This is a genomic window from Marinitoga sp. 1154, from assembly GCF_013363285.1.
Lineage (GTDB): Bacteria > Thermotogota > Thermotogae > Petrotogales > Petrotogaceae > Marinitoga.
The window spans coordinates 34,744-52,217 of sequence record NZ_LBFB01000015.1 but is presented as its reverse complement, the minus strand read 5'-3'; the positions used below and the strand labels follow the sequence as shown (position 1 = coordinate 52,217).

General features: G+C 26.9%; 15 protein-coding genes. 10 read left to right on the top strand and 5 right to left on the bottom strand.

What is annotated here, in order from left to right; genetic code table 11:
* Window positions 1-773 precede the first annotated feature (773 nt).
* Window positions 774-2,531, top strand: a complete 1,758-nt coding sequence (locus tag XO12_RS07835; RefSeq protein ID WP_175420061.1) for an AAA family ATPase — start codon at window positions 774-776, stop codon at window positions 2,529-2,531.
* 38 nt (window positions 2,532-2,569) lie between these two features.
* Here XO12_RS07835 and XO12_RS07830 read toward each other — a convergent pair whose 3' ends face one another.
* The 5 genes from XO12_RS07830 to XO12_RS07810 are packed head-to-tail and all read right to left on the bottom strand — an operon-like array spanning window position 2,570 to window position 7,250.
* On the bottom strand, window positions 2,570-2,887 hold the full coding sequence (locus XO12_RS07830; RefSeq protein WP_047266032.1) for a hypothetical protein: 318 nt from the start codon (window positions 2,885-2,887) through the stop codon (window positions 2,570-2,572).
* Window positions 2,888-2,896: 9 nt separating this feature from the next.
* Window positions 2,897-3,361, bottom strand: coding sequence for a 23S rRNA (pseudouridine(1915)-N(3))-methyltransferase RlmH (locus tag XO12_RS07825; protein WP_052913218.1), 465 nt, complete (start codon window positions 3,359-3,361; stop codon window positions 2,897-2,899).
* A gap of 27 nt (window positions 3,362-3,388) precedes the next feature.
* Entirely contained in the window at window positions 3,389-4,501 is a 1,113-nt protein-coding gene (locus tag XO12_RS07820; RefSeq protein WP_052913219.1) for an FtsW/RodA/SpoVE family cell cycle protein, read from the bottom strand.
* A complete protein-coding gene (locus XO12_RS07815) occupies window positions 4,498-6,573 on the bottom strand; it encodes an HD-GYP domain-containing protein (RefSeq protein WP_052913220.1) in 2,076 nt (691 codons plus the stop codon). Before XO12_RS07815 ends, XO12_RS07820 begins: the two co-directional genes overlap by 4 nt.
* Before the next feature lie 2 nt (window positions 6,574-6,575).
* Window positions 6,576-7,250 (bottom strand): ABC transporter substrate-binding protein, encoded by a 675-nt coding sequence (locus XO12_RS07810; RefSeq protein ID WP_047266034.1) that lies wholly within the window; start codon window positions 7,248-7,250, stop codon window positions 6,576-6,578.
* 206 nt (window positions 7,251-7,456) lie between these two features.
* Here XO12_RS07810 and XO12_RS07805 point away from each other — a divergent pair, with 206 nt between their 5' ends.
* From XO12_RS07805 to fliF, 9 genes are all read left to right on the top strand, one after another.
* The gene (locus XO12_RS07805; protein ID WP_047266035.1) at window positions 7,457-8,425 is read left to right on the top strand and encodes an ABC transporter substrate-binding protein; all 969 of its coding nucleotides are present in this window, start codon (window positions 7,457-7,459) and stop codon (window positions 8,423-8,425) included.
* A 29-nt stretch (window positions 8,426-8,454) separates the two neighbouring features.
* Window positions 8,455-10,818, top strand: coding sequence for a methyl-accepting chemotaxis protein (locus XO12_RS07800; protein ID WP_175420060.1), 2,364 nt, complete (start codon window positions 8,455-8,457; stop codon window positions 10,816-10,818).
* A gap of 431 nt (window positions 10,819-11,249) precedes the next feature.
* On the top strand, window positions 11,250-11,957 hold the full coding sequence (locus XO12_RS07795; RefSeq protein WP_175420059.1) for a DUF2520 domain-containing protein: 708 nt from the start codon (window positions 11,250-11,252) through the stop codon (window positions 11,955-11,957).
* Between the two features lies 1 nt (window position 11,958).
* Complete coding sequence (gene panB / locus XO12_RS07790) at window positions 11,959-12,765, top strand: 3-methyl-2-oxobutanoate hydroxymethyltransferase (RefSeq protein WP_047266037.1); 807 nt, start codon at window positions 11,959-11,961, stop codon at window positions 12,763-12,765.
* Entirely contained in the window at window positions 12,762-13,499 is a 738-nt protein-coding gene (locus XO12_RS07785) for a biotin--[acetyl-CoA-carboxylase] ligase (RefSeq protein ID WP_047266038.1), read from the top strand. The genes panB and XO12_RS07785 overlap by 4 nt, the downstream gene beginning before the upstream one ends.
* The gene (hpt, locus tag XO12_RS07780) at window positions 13,500-14,030 is read left to right on the top strand and encodes a hypoxanthine phosphoribosyltransferase (protein ID WP_047266039.1); all 531 of its coding nucleotides are present in this window, start codon (window positions 13,500-13,502) and stop codon (window positions 14,028-14,030) included. It begins immediately after the preceding gene.
* A 49-nt stretch (window positions 14,031-14,079) separates the two neighbouring features.
* Window positions 14,080-14,910, top strand: a complete 831-nt coding sequence (locus tag XO12_RS07775; protein ID WP_175420058.1) for a purine-nucleoside phosphorylase — start codon at window positions 14,080-14,082, stop codon at window positions 14,908-14,910.
* Window positions 14,911-15,903: a lytic transglycosylase domain-containing protein gene (locus tag XO12_RS07770; RefSeq protein WP_052913222.1), complete on the top strand. Its 993-nt coding sequence runs from the start codon at window positions 14,911-14,913 to the stop codon at window positions 15,901-15,903.
* Window positions 15,904-15,913: 10 nt separating this feature from the next.
* Window positions 15,914-17,464, top strand: a complete 1,551-nt coding sequence (gene fliF, locus XO12_RS07765; RefSeq protein ID WP_175420057.1) for a flagellar basal-body MS-ring/collar protein FliF — start codon at window positions 15,914-15,916, stop codon at window positions 17,462-17,464.
* The last annotated feature ends 10 nt before the right edge of the window (window positions 17,465-17,474 follow it).

Genomic DNA, 17,474 nt, shown 5'->3' with positions numbered 1-17,474 from the left:
AAGAATATATAAAAAGAAAAGGGTTAAAAGAGGGATGGTTAATAATATATTCAAATACAATAAAAGATTTTGAATATATATTAGAAGAAGAAAATGGAATAAAATTACACATTTGGTTTATAAAAACGAATTTTAAAAGTCCATCAAATGTAAAATAATTTTATGTATGGCTTTTTAGAAAAAAATATTATCATTCATTAATATTTGCAATAATAGCATCATCAGGAATAGATGTAAAAGCAGAAGGATTAACAAATTTAGGGCTCAGCGACTTTTAACCTACCGGAGAAGAGCGACAGATCAAAAGTTTTTTTAATTAAAATCCAATTTTTAATCCTATAATCCGCCGTAGCGTGAATAATTGCTTTGCAAATATTTTAAGAATTTATTTTTTAAAATAAAATGATTTTATCCTAATCCCTACAGGAGATTAAATAATTACACTGTAATTATTTAATAGTTTTTTTATCTTTTAAAAATCAAAAAAATATAAACCGCTGCCCGCAATAGCGTGTATATTTTCTTTGAAAATATTAAAAAGTTTTTATTTTAAAATAATAAATTATTATCCTATAACCCGCTGTAAGCGTGTAACACCGGAGGTGAGCGACAGCTCACAAAAGTTTTTTTAATTAAAATCCAATTTTTAATCCAAAAACCCGCCGTAGGCGTGTAACACCGGAGGTGAGCGACAGCTCACAAAAGTTTTTTTAATTAAAATCCAATTTTTAATCCAAAAACCCGCCGTAGGCGTGTAACACCGGAGGTGAGCCATGAGAAAAAAAATACCATATGGAGAACAAAATTTTGAAAGAGTAATAATGCAGAATTATTATTACATAGACAGAACAGAATATATAGAAAAATTAGAATCATTAAATGAAAAAAATATAGTGTTTTTAAGGCCAAGAAAATTTGGAAAAACATTGTTCTTAGATACACTTGCAAAGTATTATGATATCAATTATGCAGAGAAATTTGAAGAATTATTTAAAAACTTATACATAGGAAAAAATCCAACATCGTTAAAAAACAGTTATTATATTTTAAAAATGAATTTTTCTGGAATACAAACAGAAAATAAAGAAAAATTAATAAGTAGTTTTAAAAATAATGTAATATCTTCACTGGATGACTTCAACACCAGATATGAAATAAAACTAAAAATAGAAAAAGAATACACAGAACCTGCAGATATAATAAGGGCATTTTTAACAGACGCTAAAGAAAAATTAAATAAACCAATATACTTATTAATAGACGAATATGATCACTTTGCAAATGAATTATTGAGTTTTAACCTTGATTTATTCAAAGACAGCGTAACAAAACATGGATTTGTAAGAAAATTCTACGAAGAAATAAAAAAAGGAACAAAAACAATAATAGAAAGACTATTCATGACAGGTGTAAGTCCAATAATGCTGGACTCATTAACCAGTGGATTTAACATAACAATGAATATAACATTAGCACCAGAATTCAATGAAATGCTTGGATTCAAAGAAGAAGAAGTAAAAGAATTATTGGAATATTATGACATATATTCAGAAAAATTATTAAAAGAAATGCAAGAAAATTATAATGGATATAGATTTAATAAAGAAGTAAAAGCAAAAGTATATAACCCAGACATGGTATTTTATTTTATAACAGAATATTTTTCAGAAAAAAGACCACCAAAAAAAATAATAGATGACAACATAATGAGTTATTATAAGAAAATTCGGAATCTATTCAGTCTTGGTGAATTAATATATATAAAAACGGATGAAGAAAGCAATAAAGAATTAACAAATGAAGAAAAACAAAAAAAATATTTAAAAAAAATAATCGGGAAATTATTAAACGAAATATTACTAACAGGAAAAACAGAGCTAACAGAACTAACAACAATGTTTAATCCAGGAAAAAGGATAGAAATAAAAGACATAAAATCATTATTATTCTATCTGGGATTCATGACTTTTGAAAAAAAAGGCATAATAACATATCTAAAAATACCAAATTATTCAATGAAAAAAATATTCTCAGAATATTTCACAGAATACATAGAAGAAAAACTAACAGAATATATAGACCCAGAGCCAATAGAAATAGCGGTAAGAAAGATACTATCAGATGGAGAAATAAAAAGCTTTGCAAAAGAAATAGAAAGCCTACTGAACAAAATGGACAACAGAATATTCATGGGATTAGATGAAAAATACATAAAAGCAATAATGTATAGTTATCTAATACTAACGCCATATGCAATGGTAAAAATGGAATATCCAGTAGAAAATGGGTATATAGACATAGCAATGTTCAAAAGATACGAAGAAGTGCCATATGAAGCGATAATAGAAGTAAAATACATAAAACAAAAAGGATACACAGAAGAAAAATTAAAAATGAAAATAAAACAGGCAAAAGAACAAATAGAAAAATACAAGAAATCATATGAATTAAACACAAAAAATGAAACGATGAAAAAGTATATAATCGTTTTTGTTGGTAAAGAAGCGAAGTATATTGAGGAAATAAAATAAATCGGGCAATTTCGCCCGATTTATTATTAAATATTCTTTTATTTCTCTTTTACTTCTATTATAATTTCTAACTGCAGTGTTTGATCTCTAAAATTTGGAGGATTTTTTTTCCACATTTCAAATTTTTCTTTGCTTTTGTCAATATATTCTTCGTAACATAATTCACAACTGCCAGAACGATAGAATTTCAAAAATCTTATACTATCTTCATTTTCTATGAGACTATAAGCTTCATCTTCCTCATCAAATAAAACTTTTTTCATTACGTCTAAAGCCTTTTCATCTTTTATTTCATCTTTAAAATATTCTTCAACTGCTTTGTAATTTTCTAATCTTTTAAAGATCCTTTTATGCATATTCCCCTCCTAATAATGATATTTTTCATTGTTATTTATTTTAAATGCTCTATATATTTGCTCTAATAATAATAAAACTGCCATTTCATGTGTAAAGGTCATATTTGAAATTGAAAGCAAAAAATCCGCATTTTTTTTGATATATTCATGATGCCCTAAAGGTCCTCCTATAAAAAATGATATATTTTTTCTTCCTATTCTCCATTTTTCAATCTTATTTGCAAAATCTATTGAACTTAATTGTTTTCCTTTTTCATCCAGAACAACTTTAAAAACTTGGGGTAAAAAATATTTTTCAAATTTTATTTTATCCTGATTTTTATATTCTTCAACTGTTATTTTATTTAAATCATTTGATAATGGTAACTCTACCAATTCAATTCTATCATATTTTTTATTCCACTTTAAATATTGTTCTATTCCCATTTTTATAAACTTTGTTTTGGGTTTTCCTATCACATATATTTTAATCATTAAAATCATCCTTTATTCTTTAGTTTTTTATTCATTGTCCAGATAATTATCCTCCGTAAAAATTTCTGTTGTTGCAATTCCTTTTGTTGCCAATCCCAATAAAAAGGAAAATGTTATTATTTGACTTCCACCATATGAAATTAATGGCAAAGGTACTCCTGTAACAGGCATTATTCCAAGATTCATACCAATATTTTCATACACGTGCAAATATATAATTACTATTGTCCCAAAATATATATATTTCCAGAATTTTCTTTCTGTTTTTTGAGCGTATATATATAATCTATAAATTAATAAAGCATATAAAAATATAATCAAAATAATTCCTAAAAAACCCAATTCTTCACCAATTACAGCTGTTATAAAATCATTGTGGTCTTCTGGAACAAAGTTTGACAGGTTCATAAAACCATTTAAATATCCTTTTCCAAATAATCCACCAGATCCTATTGCCTTAATTGATTGTAATGTATTATATGCGACACCTGCTGCATTTTTTTCTGGAAACAAAAAACCTATTATTCTCGCTCTTTGATAATCTTGCATAAAATAAAACGCAAATGGCATTGAAAACAACATTAAAAATAAAGATGTTTTCCAGGTTTTTTCATGTTGTCCTGAAACATATGTCAATAAAAACCATAATGTAAAGGTGAATAATGTCATACCTAAATCAGGTTGTTTAAAAATCAATGCAAGACCTATTAATGTTGTAAAGGATAATATATAGTATGCTTTTTTATTTTTTTCTGATAAATATTTCGCTAAAATAACCAGCGTAAACATTAAAAATAAGTGAGAAGGTTGAATTCCAACGGGACCTATCCTTATCCAGCGCCTGGCACCATATCTTGCCCGTTCGAAAAACAATACATATATTAATAATAATAATGTTATACCATATAAATGAGGTATTATACTTTTCAAAATTCTTTCTTTCAAAAAATATGTAAAGAAAAAAACTATTATTCCTAAAATGGAAAAGATTATTTGTTTATAATAATTATCTTCTATATATTCGCCATAAGTCGCTGTTCTCACCATAAAAATACCTATAATCAATAAAGAAATATATATTAAAGGAACAATATATTCAAATCTTCTCATTCTTTCAAATGGTTCTACCTTTATCTTCACAGATATTTCCTCCTCAAAAATTCGATAAATTTAGATGCTAAAATAGGATCAAATTGTGTTCCAGAATTTATTTTTATTTCTTCAATGGCATCTCTTATACTTAAAGCTCTTTTATATGGCCTTATTGTAATCATTGCATCAAAACTATCTGCCAATGTTATAATTCTTGAAATGTATGGTATTTCTTTACCTTTTAAGCCATCTGGATAGCCTGTTCCATCCCATCTTTCATGATGATGCCTTACTATTTTTGAATACTCTTCAAGATATGCATTACTTGATAATAACTCAGAACTTTTAACCGGATGTTTTTTTATAATTTCAAATTCTTCATCACTTAATCTTTCTGGTTTGTTTAATATAGTTTGAGGTATAAAAAACTTACCTATATCATGTGTTATACTTGCCCAATATATCTTTCTTATTTCTTCTTTATTTAAATTCAAAAATTCTGCAAATTCTGTAGAATATTTTGCAACTCTCTCAGAATGACCTTTGGTATATTTGTCATAATATTCAAGCGCTTTTATCAATACAAGAATTATATTTTTATGAAAAACACCTTCTTCTTTTGATATTCTTTTCAGTCTTACAAAAGTTGTTGCGATTATACTTAATGATTCTATCAATTTAAGTGTTTCTTCTGAAAAGTCAATATCCTTACTTGTATCTAATGTTAATTGACCAATAATTATATCCTTTATTTTCATTGGACATAAAATACTCTTTTTATATGGTTTAGAACCCTTTTTTAATATTTCATAATACTTTTTTTCCATTAATAATTCATCTCGTTCCATTAAGTTTTCCTTTATCATTATTTTTTCAGGATGTATAAAGATTTCTTCTGGAAATGCTACTTTTTTTAATATATTATAATCATGGCCAAGTGTTGCAACAAAACTCCAATATCCTTTATTTTTTACCAAAATACTGCCATATTCAATACCAGGAATTAACTTAACAGAAATATTCAATATCTCATTGAAAAAATCTTTTTCTTCTATATCTTCTAAACTTAAAGAACTTATTATTTTCATAATATTGTTAAAACGTTCTATATACGTTTCAAGATTGTTATTTAAATCATTTAATTCCTCATTCATAGATGTTAATTCTTCATTCATAGCTGTTGTCTCTTCATATGCTGATTCTAATTTTAAAATATTGTTGTTTATTTCTTTTATCTGTTTATTGAATGCATTTTTAAGATTTTCATACTCCTGAATTTCGAAATTTTCATTATAGATTTCATATTTTGATGTTTTAATGTAGTTTGAAAACTTTTCAAGTGGCTTTATTATATTTTTATTCAAATATTTCATTTCAAATTTTTTTATAATATAATACATTATAACTATTATTATTAAGCCTAAAAGTAGCATTTCAAAAAATACAAAAATTCTATTTCTCAAATTTATTATGAAATAATATTTATTATTATAAAATTCAAAATTTTTATACTTTATTCCAAATATTTTCTCTGGTTTATTTTTTAAGATTTGTTCTCCTTCTACAAGAAGATTTTTTATCTCATTTAATAACGACTCTTTTGATATTTTAAAAATTAACACTCCCTGAAATATATTATAATTTTCTACCATTTTATAAAAATATGGAAATACATAACATATGTAATGTTCATTATCAATAAATATATATTCTCCATTTTTTAGATTTTCTGCTTTTCTCTTTATTGCTTCTTTAATATTTTCTTCTGGATTTATATTTTTTGGATATGCTGAATTTTTTATATCCATAAACGGTTTATAATCAATAACAGCTGATATATAAGAGCTTTTTTCTACTATGCTTTCTAATAAGTTTTCTATATCTACTGAATATGCATAAGTTTGAGTAATAAATTTTATTTCGTTAAGAATTCTTTGTTTCTGCATATCTATGGTTTTTATAATTTTATTATATTGTATCTCCATTCTTTTATCTATCTCTATATGAACAATAAGGATCATTGATATGATCCATATAAAATACATTATTGAAAATGTTAAAAAAAATATTATCTTTAAATTTTTTTTAAACCATTTACTGATAGTAGTTTTATCCTGCATATCTATCTCCCTATTAAATTCTTCTGTCTATACTTTAAGATTGACATATTTATTTTATTTAAAAGCTCTTTATCCTTTACACCTATACCTACATCATTTTTTGTTAAAGGCTCACCATATATTTCAATAGGATATTTTTTCATCAAATATATTGCATTCACCAAATCAAAAAAAGCCCCTTCTGCATTTTTGTTTAAAATAGAATTCAAACATTCTTCATTGGTTTCATATACGGTATAAATAATATCTTTTCCAGATTTTTTCCAGCTCAAAACAGTTTTATATCCCGTTGAATCATTTTTTACAGCAAAAGTTTTCAATTCATTATTTTTATTATCCTTTAATTTTAGAATAACAAGACCTGTTGTTAAATAGGGTATGGAAAAGTTGATATATTTTTTTCTTTCATCGGTTATGTGAATACCCCCTATTATAATATCCATATCATTCAATGCATTTTCTATTAGATCTGGAAAAGAATAAATATATATATCGACCTTTTCATTTAAATCTTTAGAAAGCATCTTTATTATATCAATATCTATACCTTTTAGCAAATATCCCTCTGTGGTTTCTTCAAAGTAGGCATAAGGCTCTGTTAATGCTATTCCAACCTTTAATATAGGAAAAGATATTGTTGTAAGTAAAAGTACAATTACTATTAAAAACTTATTCATTTCTTCACCTTCCTGTTATTTATTATTACAATTATACCATATTTCACTTATCTTAATTCTCAATCACATCAAATCCAAATAAACTAATATTTTATTGCATAATATATAATGATATGTTATAATTACTATAAGCAAATTTTTCAAAGAGTTAAAAATAGATTGTACAAAAATTTAAAAACACAAATATTTTTAAAGGGGGGAATAAGATGAAGAACTTTTTAACATTTTTTTTGGTTTCTTTATTCTTAATTATTGGTGTTTTAGGATTTTCAGAAAACATAACGTTACAATTAAAGTGGTTTCATCAGTTTCAATTTGCAGGATTTTATGCAGCAAAAGAAATGGGATTTTACTCTGAAGAAGGTCTTGATGTTTCAATAATACAGGGAGGACCAACTGTAAGTCCTTTGAAAAATGTGCTTACTGGTAAAGTGGATTTTGGTCTCGAAGGGGCTAATATTATCCAAACAAAAGCTGCTGGAAAAAAAATCAAAGCTATTATGGTTATATTCCAGGAAGAACCTGTAAGTTTTATGTCTTTAAAAAGTTCAGGAATAAAAACACCTCAGGATTTTAAAGGGAAAATTTTAGGTAGCGCTGGTTTCTCTTACTTAGAGTCTCAATTATTGTTGAAAAAAGCCGGACTTTCAAAAAAAGATGTTACATTTAAAAGATGGACATTTAATATGGACTCATTTTATAAAGGGGAATTTGATGTAATTCCTGTATATATAACAAACGAGCCAAATTTAGCAAGATTAGCTGGGTTTGAAGTCAATGTTATTAAACCTTCCGATTATAATATTCACTTTTTTGGAGATACATTATTTGTTTCAGAATCTTACTTAAACAGCCATCCAGATATTGTAAAAAAATTTGTTAAAGCTACATATAAAGGCTGGTTATATGCTATAAATAACAAAGAAAAAATTGTTGATATTATTTTAAATAAATATAATACACAAAAATTATCAAAAGATCATTTATTGTATGAGGCTACAGAAGTTATAAAATTAGTCAAATCTGGTTTAAAATCAGAAAAATTAATAGGAACATTTAATAGAAATGTGTGGAATGAAGTTAATGAAACTATGTATGAATACAAAGTATCAAGGAAAAAAATTGATATAAATGATTTAATTTATGATGAGTTTATAAATAATGTTGCAAAGTAGCCGTAGTTTTTTAAGGAGTTGATATAAATATGATAAATACTTTAAAAAGCAAGATTATTCTATCTATTCTGATTGTTGTTCTGATAATGGTTACTATTATTTTATCTATATATAATCAGGGTATGACAAAAATAATAAATGTTATAGAGGATTCTTTTGATTCTGTAAATAATACAATTTCAACAGCTTTTTCTGATATGAAAGTTCAAACAGAAACATTTATGAATACTACAATAAAAAAAGAGACTGAAAATATTGTAAATAACACTCAGACTTTTGTTCAAGAAAACCTTGATGATTTCAATAACACTATTATAAATGAATTAAAAAACGAGGCAGAAAAATTGGCTCTTTCTGAGATTTCTAAAAAACTAAAATCCAGAATACAAATTATAGAAAGCGATATTAAAACTCAGATTTATAACTATGTTGAAAGTTTATATATGCTACCATCAATAAAAAACTTTTACGATTTATATGATTTTGATTTAGGATCTGCTGAATCTATTGGAAATGATATAGGTACCTTTTTCATAACTACAAATAATAGTAATAATACTGTATTTAAAAAGTTCATACTTACAGATTATAGCGGAGCTATTTTATTGGAAGTTGATAATAATTCGGATATAATATTTGATTCTGGAGATTATATTGATGAAAAATTCTTTTCAAATATTGAAAAAGCCAAAGAAGGGTCTTTTGTAATTTCTGATTTCGATTATAAAACCTTTGATTTTAATATAAGTACTCCTATATTTATTGCAGGAGAATTTAAAGGAATACTGACATTAACTGGTAATTTATTAAAAACTATAAAAACTGCTTTAAAACCTCTGTCAAATAATAGTAAAGTCTATTTATTGGAAAAAAATGGAAAGGTTATATATCCATATTCCAATGAAAAAAAATCCTTTAAAATTGGTGTTTATAGCAAAGAAAACAAGGTTGAAGCTGCACAAAATATTAAGGTGAAAAACCTGGAATTTGTTTTTTATACAGAAGCTCCTATAACTGACTTTAAAAGTAATATAGATTCTATTATTGGAAATTTAATGACAGAAAAACTAAATGATATAAATAATGAGATGACTTCTCAGAAAGAAACAAGTTTAAACAAACTGGATGAAAACATTAAAACCATAGTAAGCAATTATGAGAAAACTATTAAAAATGTTGAAGCCAAATTAAACAGTGAAACAGAAAAATCAAAAAACACTATTATAAAAGAAAAAAACAACACATTTCAATTTTTAATATATATTGGTTTGGCATTTATTATTGCTGGATTCTTTATTTCAGTATTTCTTGGAAATATGCTTTCTCGTGAGATAAAAATCCTAAATAATGAATTAAAAAAGGTCGAAAATGGTGATTTGCGTTTTAAAATATCTGGCTTTAATAAAAAATCAGAAATTGGACAGATTAGTTTGTCTGTAAAAGATACTGTAAATTCTCTGAGAAATGTTGTCAGAAAGATTATAGACTCATCTAAAAATTTGTCTAATATTATATCTTCATTATTTGATATATCCGGTATATTAAGCAAAACTTCTACTGAACTAAACAACAAAGCTGATAAAATTTATAATAATGCTAACAATACATTTACTTCTGTTAATGAAGTAAGCAATGAAGCAAAAAAGGTTGCTGAACTTTCAAAAAATGTATCTGATTTAATTCAAAATGCTGCGAATATCTCTGTAAACGTTAATAAATCAGCTTCTGAAGGAAAAGAAGATATTAAAAAAATCGTTGATTCTATTTCTAAAATAACAAATGGTGTAACTGAAACAGCAGAAAAAGTAAAAGATCTATCAAAATTTACAACAAATATCGGCGAAATTGTAAATGATATATTATCAATAGCAGAACAAACAAATTTACTTGCATTAAACGCTGCGATAGAAGCTGCAAGGGCAGGAGAAGCTGGAAAGGGGTTTGCCGTTGTTGCCGATGAAATCAGATCTTTAGCGAGCGAAAGCAAAAATACAACAGATAAAATAGCAGAAATATTAAATTCCACTACAGATTATGTAAAAGAAATTGATAATAAAATTGTCGATGTTGTTCAAACTTCCAAAAACGCTGAATCACGAGTATATGAAATTGGTAAAAAATTAGAAGATATATTGACACAAATTGGTGATATCAGTAATATGATGGAAGAAATAACAGATATGTCATCCAATCAAAGTTATTCTGCTGAGGAAATTTCAAAGTCTATTGCTTCTGTGAGTCAGGCAATAGAAAATGTTGTTGATAATATTGATGGGATAACAAAAAATATTGATAACCTTGTTAATATTTCAAACGAAATAAGCTCTGATATGGATTCACTAAACAAAGTTGATAATGAATTTAAAAATCTTATTAAGAGATTTAAAGTATGATAACCATCCAAAAAGTCAAATTATACTTTTTATATGTAAAAAATTATCAACGCCTCACTAAAATAGTGAGGCGTTAAATGTTATAATTACGGTGTCCAAAAAGTCAAATTCACTCAGGCAGCTTGATTGCTTATCCTTAAAATTATTCATTCTCAGCCGTCGCTCAGATTTTTCATCCATGAAAAAGCTTCACTCAAAAAAACGTCCTGTTTTTTTGACGGCTTTCATTCACGCTTAGATTTTTTAGGATAAAAAATCTAAGGGAAAAGGAGAGCGATAGCTCAAATGTTTTTTTAATTAAAATCAAAATTTTTAAACCTATAATCCACCGTAGGTGCGTTAAGGGCAATCTTCGAGCCTTCGTTTCATTTGAGACTTTTTAGACAGCCTATGTTATAATATAAATGACAAAAAATTTTCAGGAGGTTATTATGATAAATATTATTGGACCAGGTAGGGTTGGAAAAACTTTATTCAACTGTTTTAAAAAGAAAAATATTTCTATTAAATTATTTTCCAAAGATGATGATAAAAGTAATATTTCTGGCATTGTTATAATAACAACACAGGATGAAAAAATTAAAAATGTATGGGCTGAAATAAAAGATTGCAATATAGAAGCGGTTGGACATTGCAGTGGTATTTTAGATTCAAATTTTTTTGGTGATATTCCTCATTTTTCTATGCATCCTAATTTCCCGTTTTCTTCACCCTTAAAATGTGATGCTTTAAAGAATATAGTATGGGGTATAGAAGGAAATTCTAAAGGAATTGAATATGCAAAAAATTTAATTGATATTTTAGATGGAAAATATGTTATAATACCACAAAATAAAAAAGTTTTATATCATCTGGCTGCAGTTATAGCTTCTAATTTTTCTTATGGATTAATTAAAATGTCAAAGGTTTTATATAATGAAATTGAAATTGATACTATTAACCATTTAATTGACCTTTCCATTATATCTTTAAATAATATAAAAGAAAAAGGTTTAAAAGACGCTTTAACTGGCCCTGTTTCAAGAAATGATACATATACTATAAACAAAGAACGTGAAGAATTTAATAAAATTTTTGGAAATGTTGAAGTTTATGATTTTTTTATAGATTTACTCTATAAAATTAAGGAGGATGAATGATATGAGTATAAAAAAAATACTAAAAATGAAAAATAAAGAAAAAATCGCAATGATAACAGCCTATGATTATATCAGCGCCAAAATTGCAGAAGCTGCTGGAATTGATGTGATTTTAGTTGGAGATTCTGCCTCTAATGTTATGCTTGGTAATGAGGATACTATCAAAATAGGTATGGATGAAATGTTAATTTTTATAAAAGCTGTAAAAAAAGGGGCTCCTAATACATTTGTTGTTGGAGATATGCCGTTTTTGAGTTATCAAATTTCTGAAAGTGAAGCAATAAAAAATGCCGGATTAATATTAAAAGCTGGAGCTGATGCAGTTAAGCTTGAAGGAGGTTATAATGTTGCTCCTTTAATAAAAAAAATGGTAGAATTCGGAATTCCTGTAATGGGTCATATTGGATTTACCCCGCAATCATATAAACAAATAGGTATTTCTTCTAAAGGTAAAACAAAAACAGAAGAAGATTTACTTATAGAAAGTGCTGTTGCACTTGATGATGCTGGCGCATTTTCTCTTGTTTTAGAAATGGTTACAGAACCTGTTGCAAAAAAAATTACAGAATCTATTTCTATTCCAACAATTGGCATTGGTGCTGGAAGATTTTGTGATGGGCAGGTGTTAGTATGGCACGATTTTCTTGGTCTGAATAAAGACTTTGAACCTAAATTTTTAAAAAAATATTTGAATGGTTTTGATTTATTTAAAGAAGCTATTGAAAATTATTCAAAAGAAGTAAAAAATGGTATTTTTCCTGAAATAAAAAATGTTTTTAAACCCATTGAAGGCAGTGATCAAAAATAATAGGGGATAATATTATATATTTTGATACAATAGATTCAACCAATGCATACTTAAAAAAATACTGGAAAAAACTTCCTTCTGAAACTATAGTCTGGGCTTCTAAACAAACAGGTGGTTATGGTAGAATGAAAAGAAAATGGATATCCCAAAGGGGAGGTTTATGGTTTTCTGTATTATTTAAACCAAAAAATCGACCCATGAATCCCTGGCATTATGTAAGGTTATACACCATGTCTATTAAATATGTTTTATCTAAATATAGACTTGAAACAGTTATAAAATGGCCAAATGATTTATTGGTAAATAATAAAAAAATATGTGGTATTTTAGGCGAGGGTATTTATACTGGCAACATCGTTTCTGCTATTATTGTTGGAATTGGACTAAATGTGAATAATATAATTCCAGATGATTTAAAAAACATAGCTACAAGCTATGTTGAAGAAAAAAACAAAGAGTTAAATCTAAAAAAGTTGTTAAAACAGATTAATTCGACAGCATATTATAAATATTATCTAAAATATTTTAAAAAAGATAAAATTTCCATTTTCACAAAGTTATGGATAAAAAATCTTAACATTAGACATGGAGATTTTATAAAAGTAATATCGCAAAGTATTGAAAAACGTGGTAAAATTGTTTCAATACATGGTGATTATTTGGAAATAGATTTTGATGGAAAAATAGAGAAAATTTATGCTGGTGAAGTTTCAGTAAGAAAGGAGCGGATTTAAATGGAGATTAATCCAAAAAAATTAAAGGTATTATTGACTGAAAAGCAAATACTTGAAAAGGCAAAAGAATTAGGAAAGCAAATAACAGAATATTATAAAAATATTGATGAAGAGATTGTTGCTGTATGTGCATTAAAGGGTTCTGTTCATTTTTTTTCTGATTTAGTTAAACATATAAATCATGATATGGTATATTATTTTGTAAGGGTTTCAAGCTATCATGGCGGTACATCTTCAACAGGTAAAATAACCGTAAATAGCTGGACAAACGAACCACTTGAAGGAAAGCATATACTTCTTATTGAAGATATTGTGGATACTGGCAATACAATTAGGTTTTTAATCAATGAATTTAAAAAGCAAAATCCTGCTTCAATAAAACTAACCTCTCTCCTTATAAAAAATGCTCATGATCACGGAATAAATGTAGACTTTCCCGGTTTTGAAATAGATAATTATTTCGTTATTGGTTACGGACTTGACTACGAAGAAAAATATCGAAATTTACCATTTATTGGTTATGTAGAATAATATTTGTGATATAATATATAATGTTATTATTATCTCTGGAGGTGTTTTTATGAATGATATTAACGAATATGTAAAGAATGTAAAAGAAGCTGCTAAATATATAAAAGAAAAAATATCAAATCAACCAGAAATTGCAATTGTATTGGGATCAGGATTACACGGAATTTCCGAAAAATTAGAAAATTCATTAAGTATATCATATACCGATATTCCGAATTTTCCTGTTTCAACAGCACCTGGTCATAAAGGCGAATTGATGTTTGGCAGTATATCTGGAAAAAATGTTATGTTAATGAATGGAAGGTTCCACTATTACGAAGGATATACTATGAAGGAAGTTACATTTCCAATTAGAGTTATGCAGGAATTAGGCATAAAAATCCTGATAGTAACAAATGCTGCTGGTGGTATGAATCCAAATTTTGAAGTTGGTAATCCCTGTATAATAACAGATCAGATTAACTTTATGGGAGATAATCCATTAATTGGACAAAATTGCGAAGAATGGGGACCAAGATTTCCTGATATGAGTGAACCTTATGATAGAGAATTAACAGAAAAAGCTATATCCGTAGCAAAGAAATTAGGAATTCCTGTATATACCGGTGTTTATCTTGGTATTACCGGTCCTACATTTGAAACACCTGCTGAATTAAAAATGATGAGAAATTTTGGTGCTGATTTAGTAGGAATGTCTACAGTTCCTGAAGTTATTGTTGCAAATCATGGAGGAATAAGAGTTTTAGGTCTATCCGCTGTTACTGATAAAGCTGTACCAGATGAATTAAAACCAGTCACAGCTGAGGAAGTTATAGAAATAGCAAATAAAACTGGTGAAAAAATAGCTGAAATAATTTTATCTTTATTGGGTGAATTATAGGTGAAAAGGTTTTTTTTTCTAATATTTCTTTTTATTTCTATATTCTCATTTTCAGAAAAAATTGATATATATAATAAGATTTTTTATAAACCAGGATTACACATGGAGTTATATACAGACTCCATGTTTTTGAATTTTGAATACACATTTTTAGGAAAATATTCTTATATGAGTTCATCTGAATTACTGAATTACGTCTGGTCACAGGATAGAAAGTTAATAGGAGGCCAGATGTATGTTGAGTCTAATTATTATACACATGCTATTTCTTCAAGTCATGCCGTTGGACTTCTACAGTTAAAACCTATAGTTGCACAGGATTTTGGTATTCATAATTTATTTAACCCAATTGATAACCTAACTGGCGCCGCTGCTTATCATAGTTATTTATATAAAATTTTTCAATCTGAAAAACAGCAAATAGCAGCCTATTATCAGGGACCAACATCTGTTTTAAAAAGAGGAATAAATTCTTCAGGTTTGAATTATTATAAAAAAGTAAAAAAAGCTCAAAAATTTTATAAGAATACCGAAATTTACTCTCCATTTTTAATTGGGATTAATGGAAAAGTATCGCTAAATTATTTTGAACTAAATACATATTCCGGACTTGCTTATAAAAATTTTGAAGTTTATTCCACTCAAAATTTATCTTTTATCAAAGAAAACTATTCCACTAAATTTAACAAATTAAATATTACCTATGGTTTGATGTATTTTCCAAAATCCGATTTCTCAATAGGTTCATCATATGGAAATAATTTAAACCTCTATTTACGCCTTGGTTATCCCTGGTCACAAAATATATTATCTTTAAATAACTTAAAATTTATGAATTCTTATTATCTGAACATTGAGTATAAAAATGGAATATGGATAAAATCTTATATAGATGATAAATTTATCTTTATTACTGGTTTTTCTGTATACGACATAAAATTCGGAATAATTCTAAATTCTGATTATAGAATTGGTATTTATATGAGTCTTTAGAGGTGAGTTCATGGGTTTTTTTCAAACTATAAAAGATTATTGGGAAAATTTTTCTCCAAATCAAAAAATTATATATTCTATCTTAATTGCAACTGTTATCTTTTTGTTAATAATTTTAATTATATTAAACTTAAGACCTAATTATCAGGTCTTAATAAGTGGTGTTGACGAACAACAGGGTGGAAAAATTATATCGAAATTAGAAGAGTTAAATATTCCATATAAGGTTGGTCCAGGCGGTTCTATTCAGGTGCCTGAAAAATACAACAAATATGAACTATGGATGAAATTAGCTTTAAATGGTGTTTTGGGAAATCAAATACAGGGGTATGAATTGCTTCAAAAACAGAGTTTTGGAGCAACAAGTTATGATAAACAGGTAAATTATCAGATTGCTCTTGAGGGTGAATTATCTAAATCTATTTCAACTATGAAGGGCATACAGTATGCAAGGGTACATATTGTTCTGCCTGCAAGAACTTATTATACTCCTGCTGAACAATCAAAACCAACTGCCTCTGTTTTATTATTTCTTGAGCCTGGTGCTACAATAGACTCTGCGCAGGTTAAAGCTATAATGGATTTTGTTGCAGGCGCTGTACAAAATCTTGATCCTAGAGATGTAAAGGTAGTCGATAATAATTCTCGAAATTTAAGCGCTCAGGTTATATCAGAAGGTAATATTGCTGATGCAGCTACGAAATTTGATTTAAAAAGAAAAATAGAAGAATATTATACAGAAAAAATAGAAAATAAATTACAAAGAGTTTTCGGTATGGGAGCCATTGTTGTTATTCCAGAAGTTGAATTAAACTGGCAAAAAATAGAAGAAGAAGCAAGAAAAGTTCAACCTGTTAATAAAAATACAGGAATTATTGTTAGTGAACAAAAAGAATCTGAAGAAAGAAAGAATTTTTCAGGTATATCAAATGTTCCAGGTGTAGATTCAAATGTTCCTCCTTATACCACACAAACACCAGACAATCAAAATGGCGATACTTATAAAACGTCGAAAACAATTACAAACTACGATTTCAATGAAATATACCAAAAGGTTACGGAAGATAAAAATGGCGAGATTGCTCAAAAATCCATTACTGTTTTCATAGATTTAGATAAGTCACCTATTCCAGAAAATGAAACCACTAAAGCTCAGATTAAAAGCGCTATTTCAACTGCTACTGGTGCGACTCCTGCTAATATTAATATATTATTCACCAAATTTAACAAAGATTTAGAATCTGAATATCAAAAGATTATTCAACAGTCTGAAAGGGCTAAAACAATTACTGCTATAACCATTATTTCTGTAATTTTTATTTTTGTTTTAATATTGTTGATTATCGGAATAATAAATGTTAATAAGAAAAGAAAAGCAAGAAAAACACTTATTGAAAGAAAGAAAAAACTCGAAGAAGCTGCAAGTAGAATTATTGAGGAAATTGAACCGAAAACTACAGAAATTAGTGAAGATCAAAAAATTTTTGAAAAACTTGAAAAAACAGTCGATCAAAGTCTTGATGATGTTGTCGAAATATTAAAATACTGGATTAATCAATAAAGAGGTGATT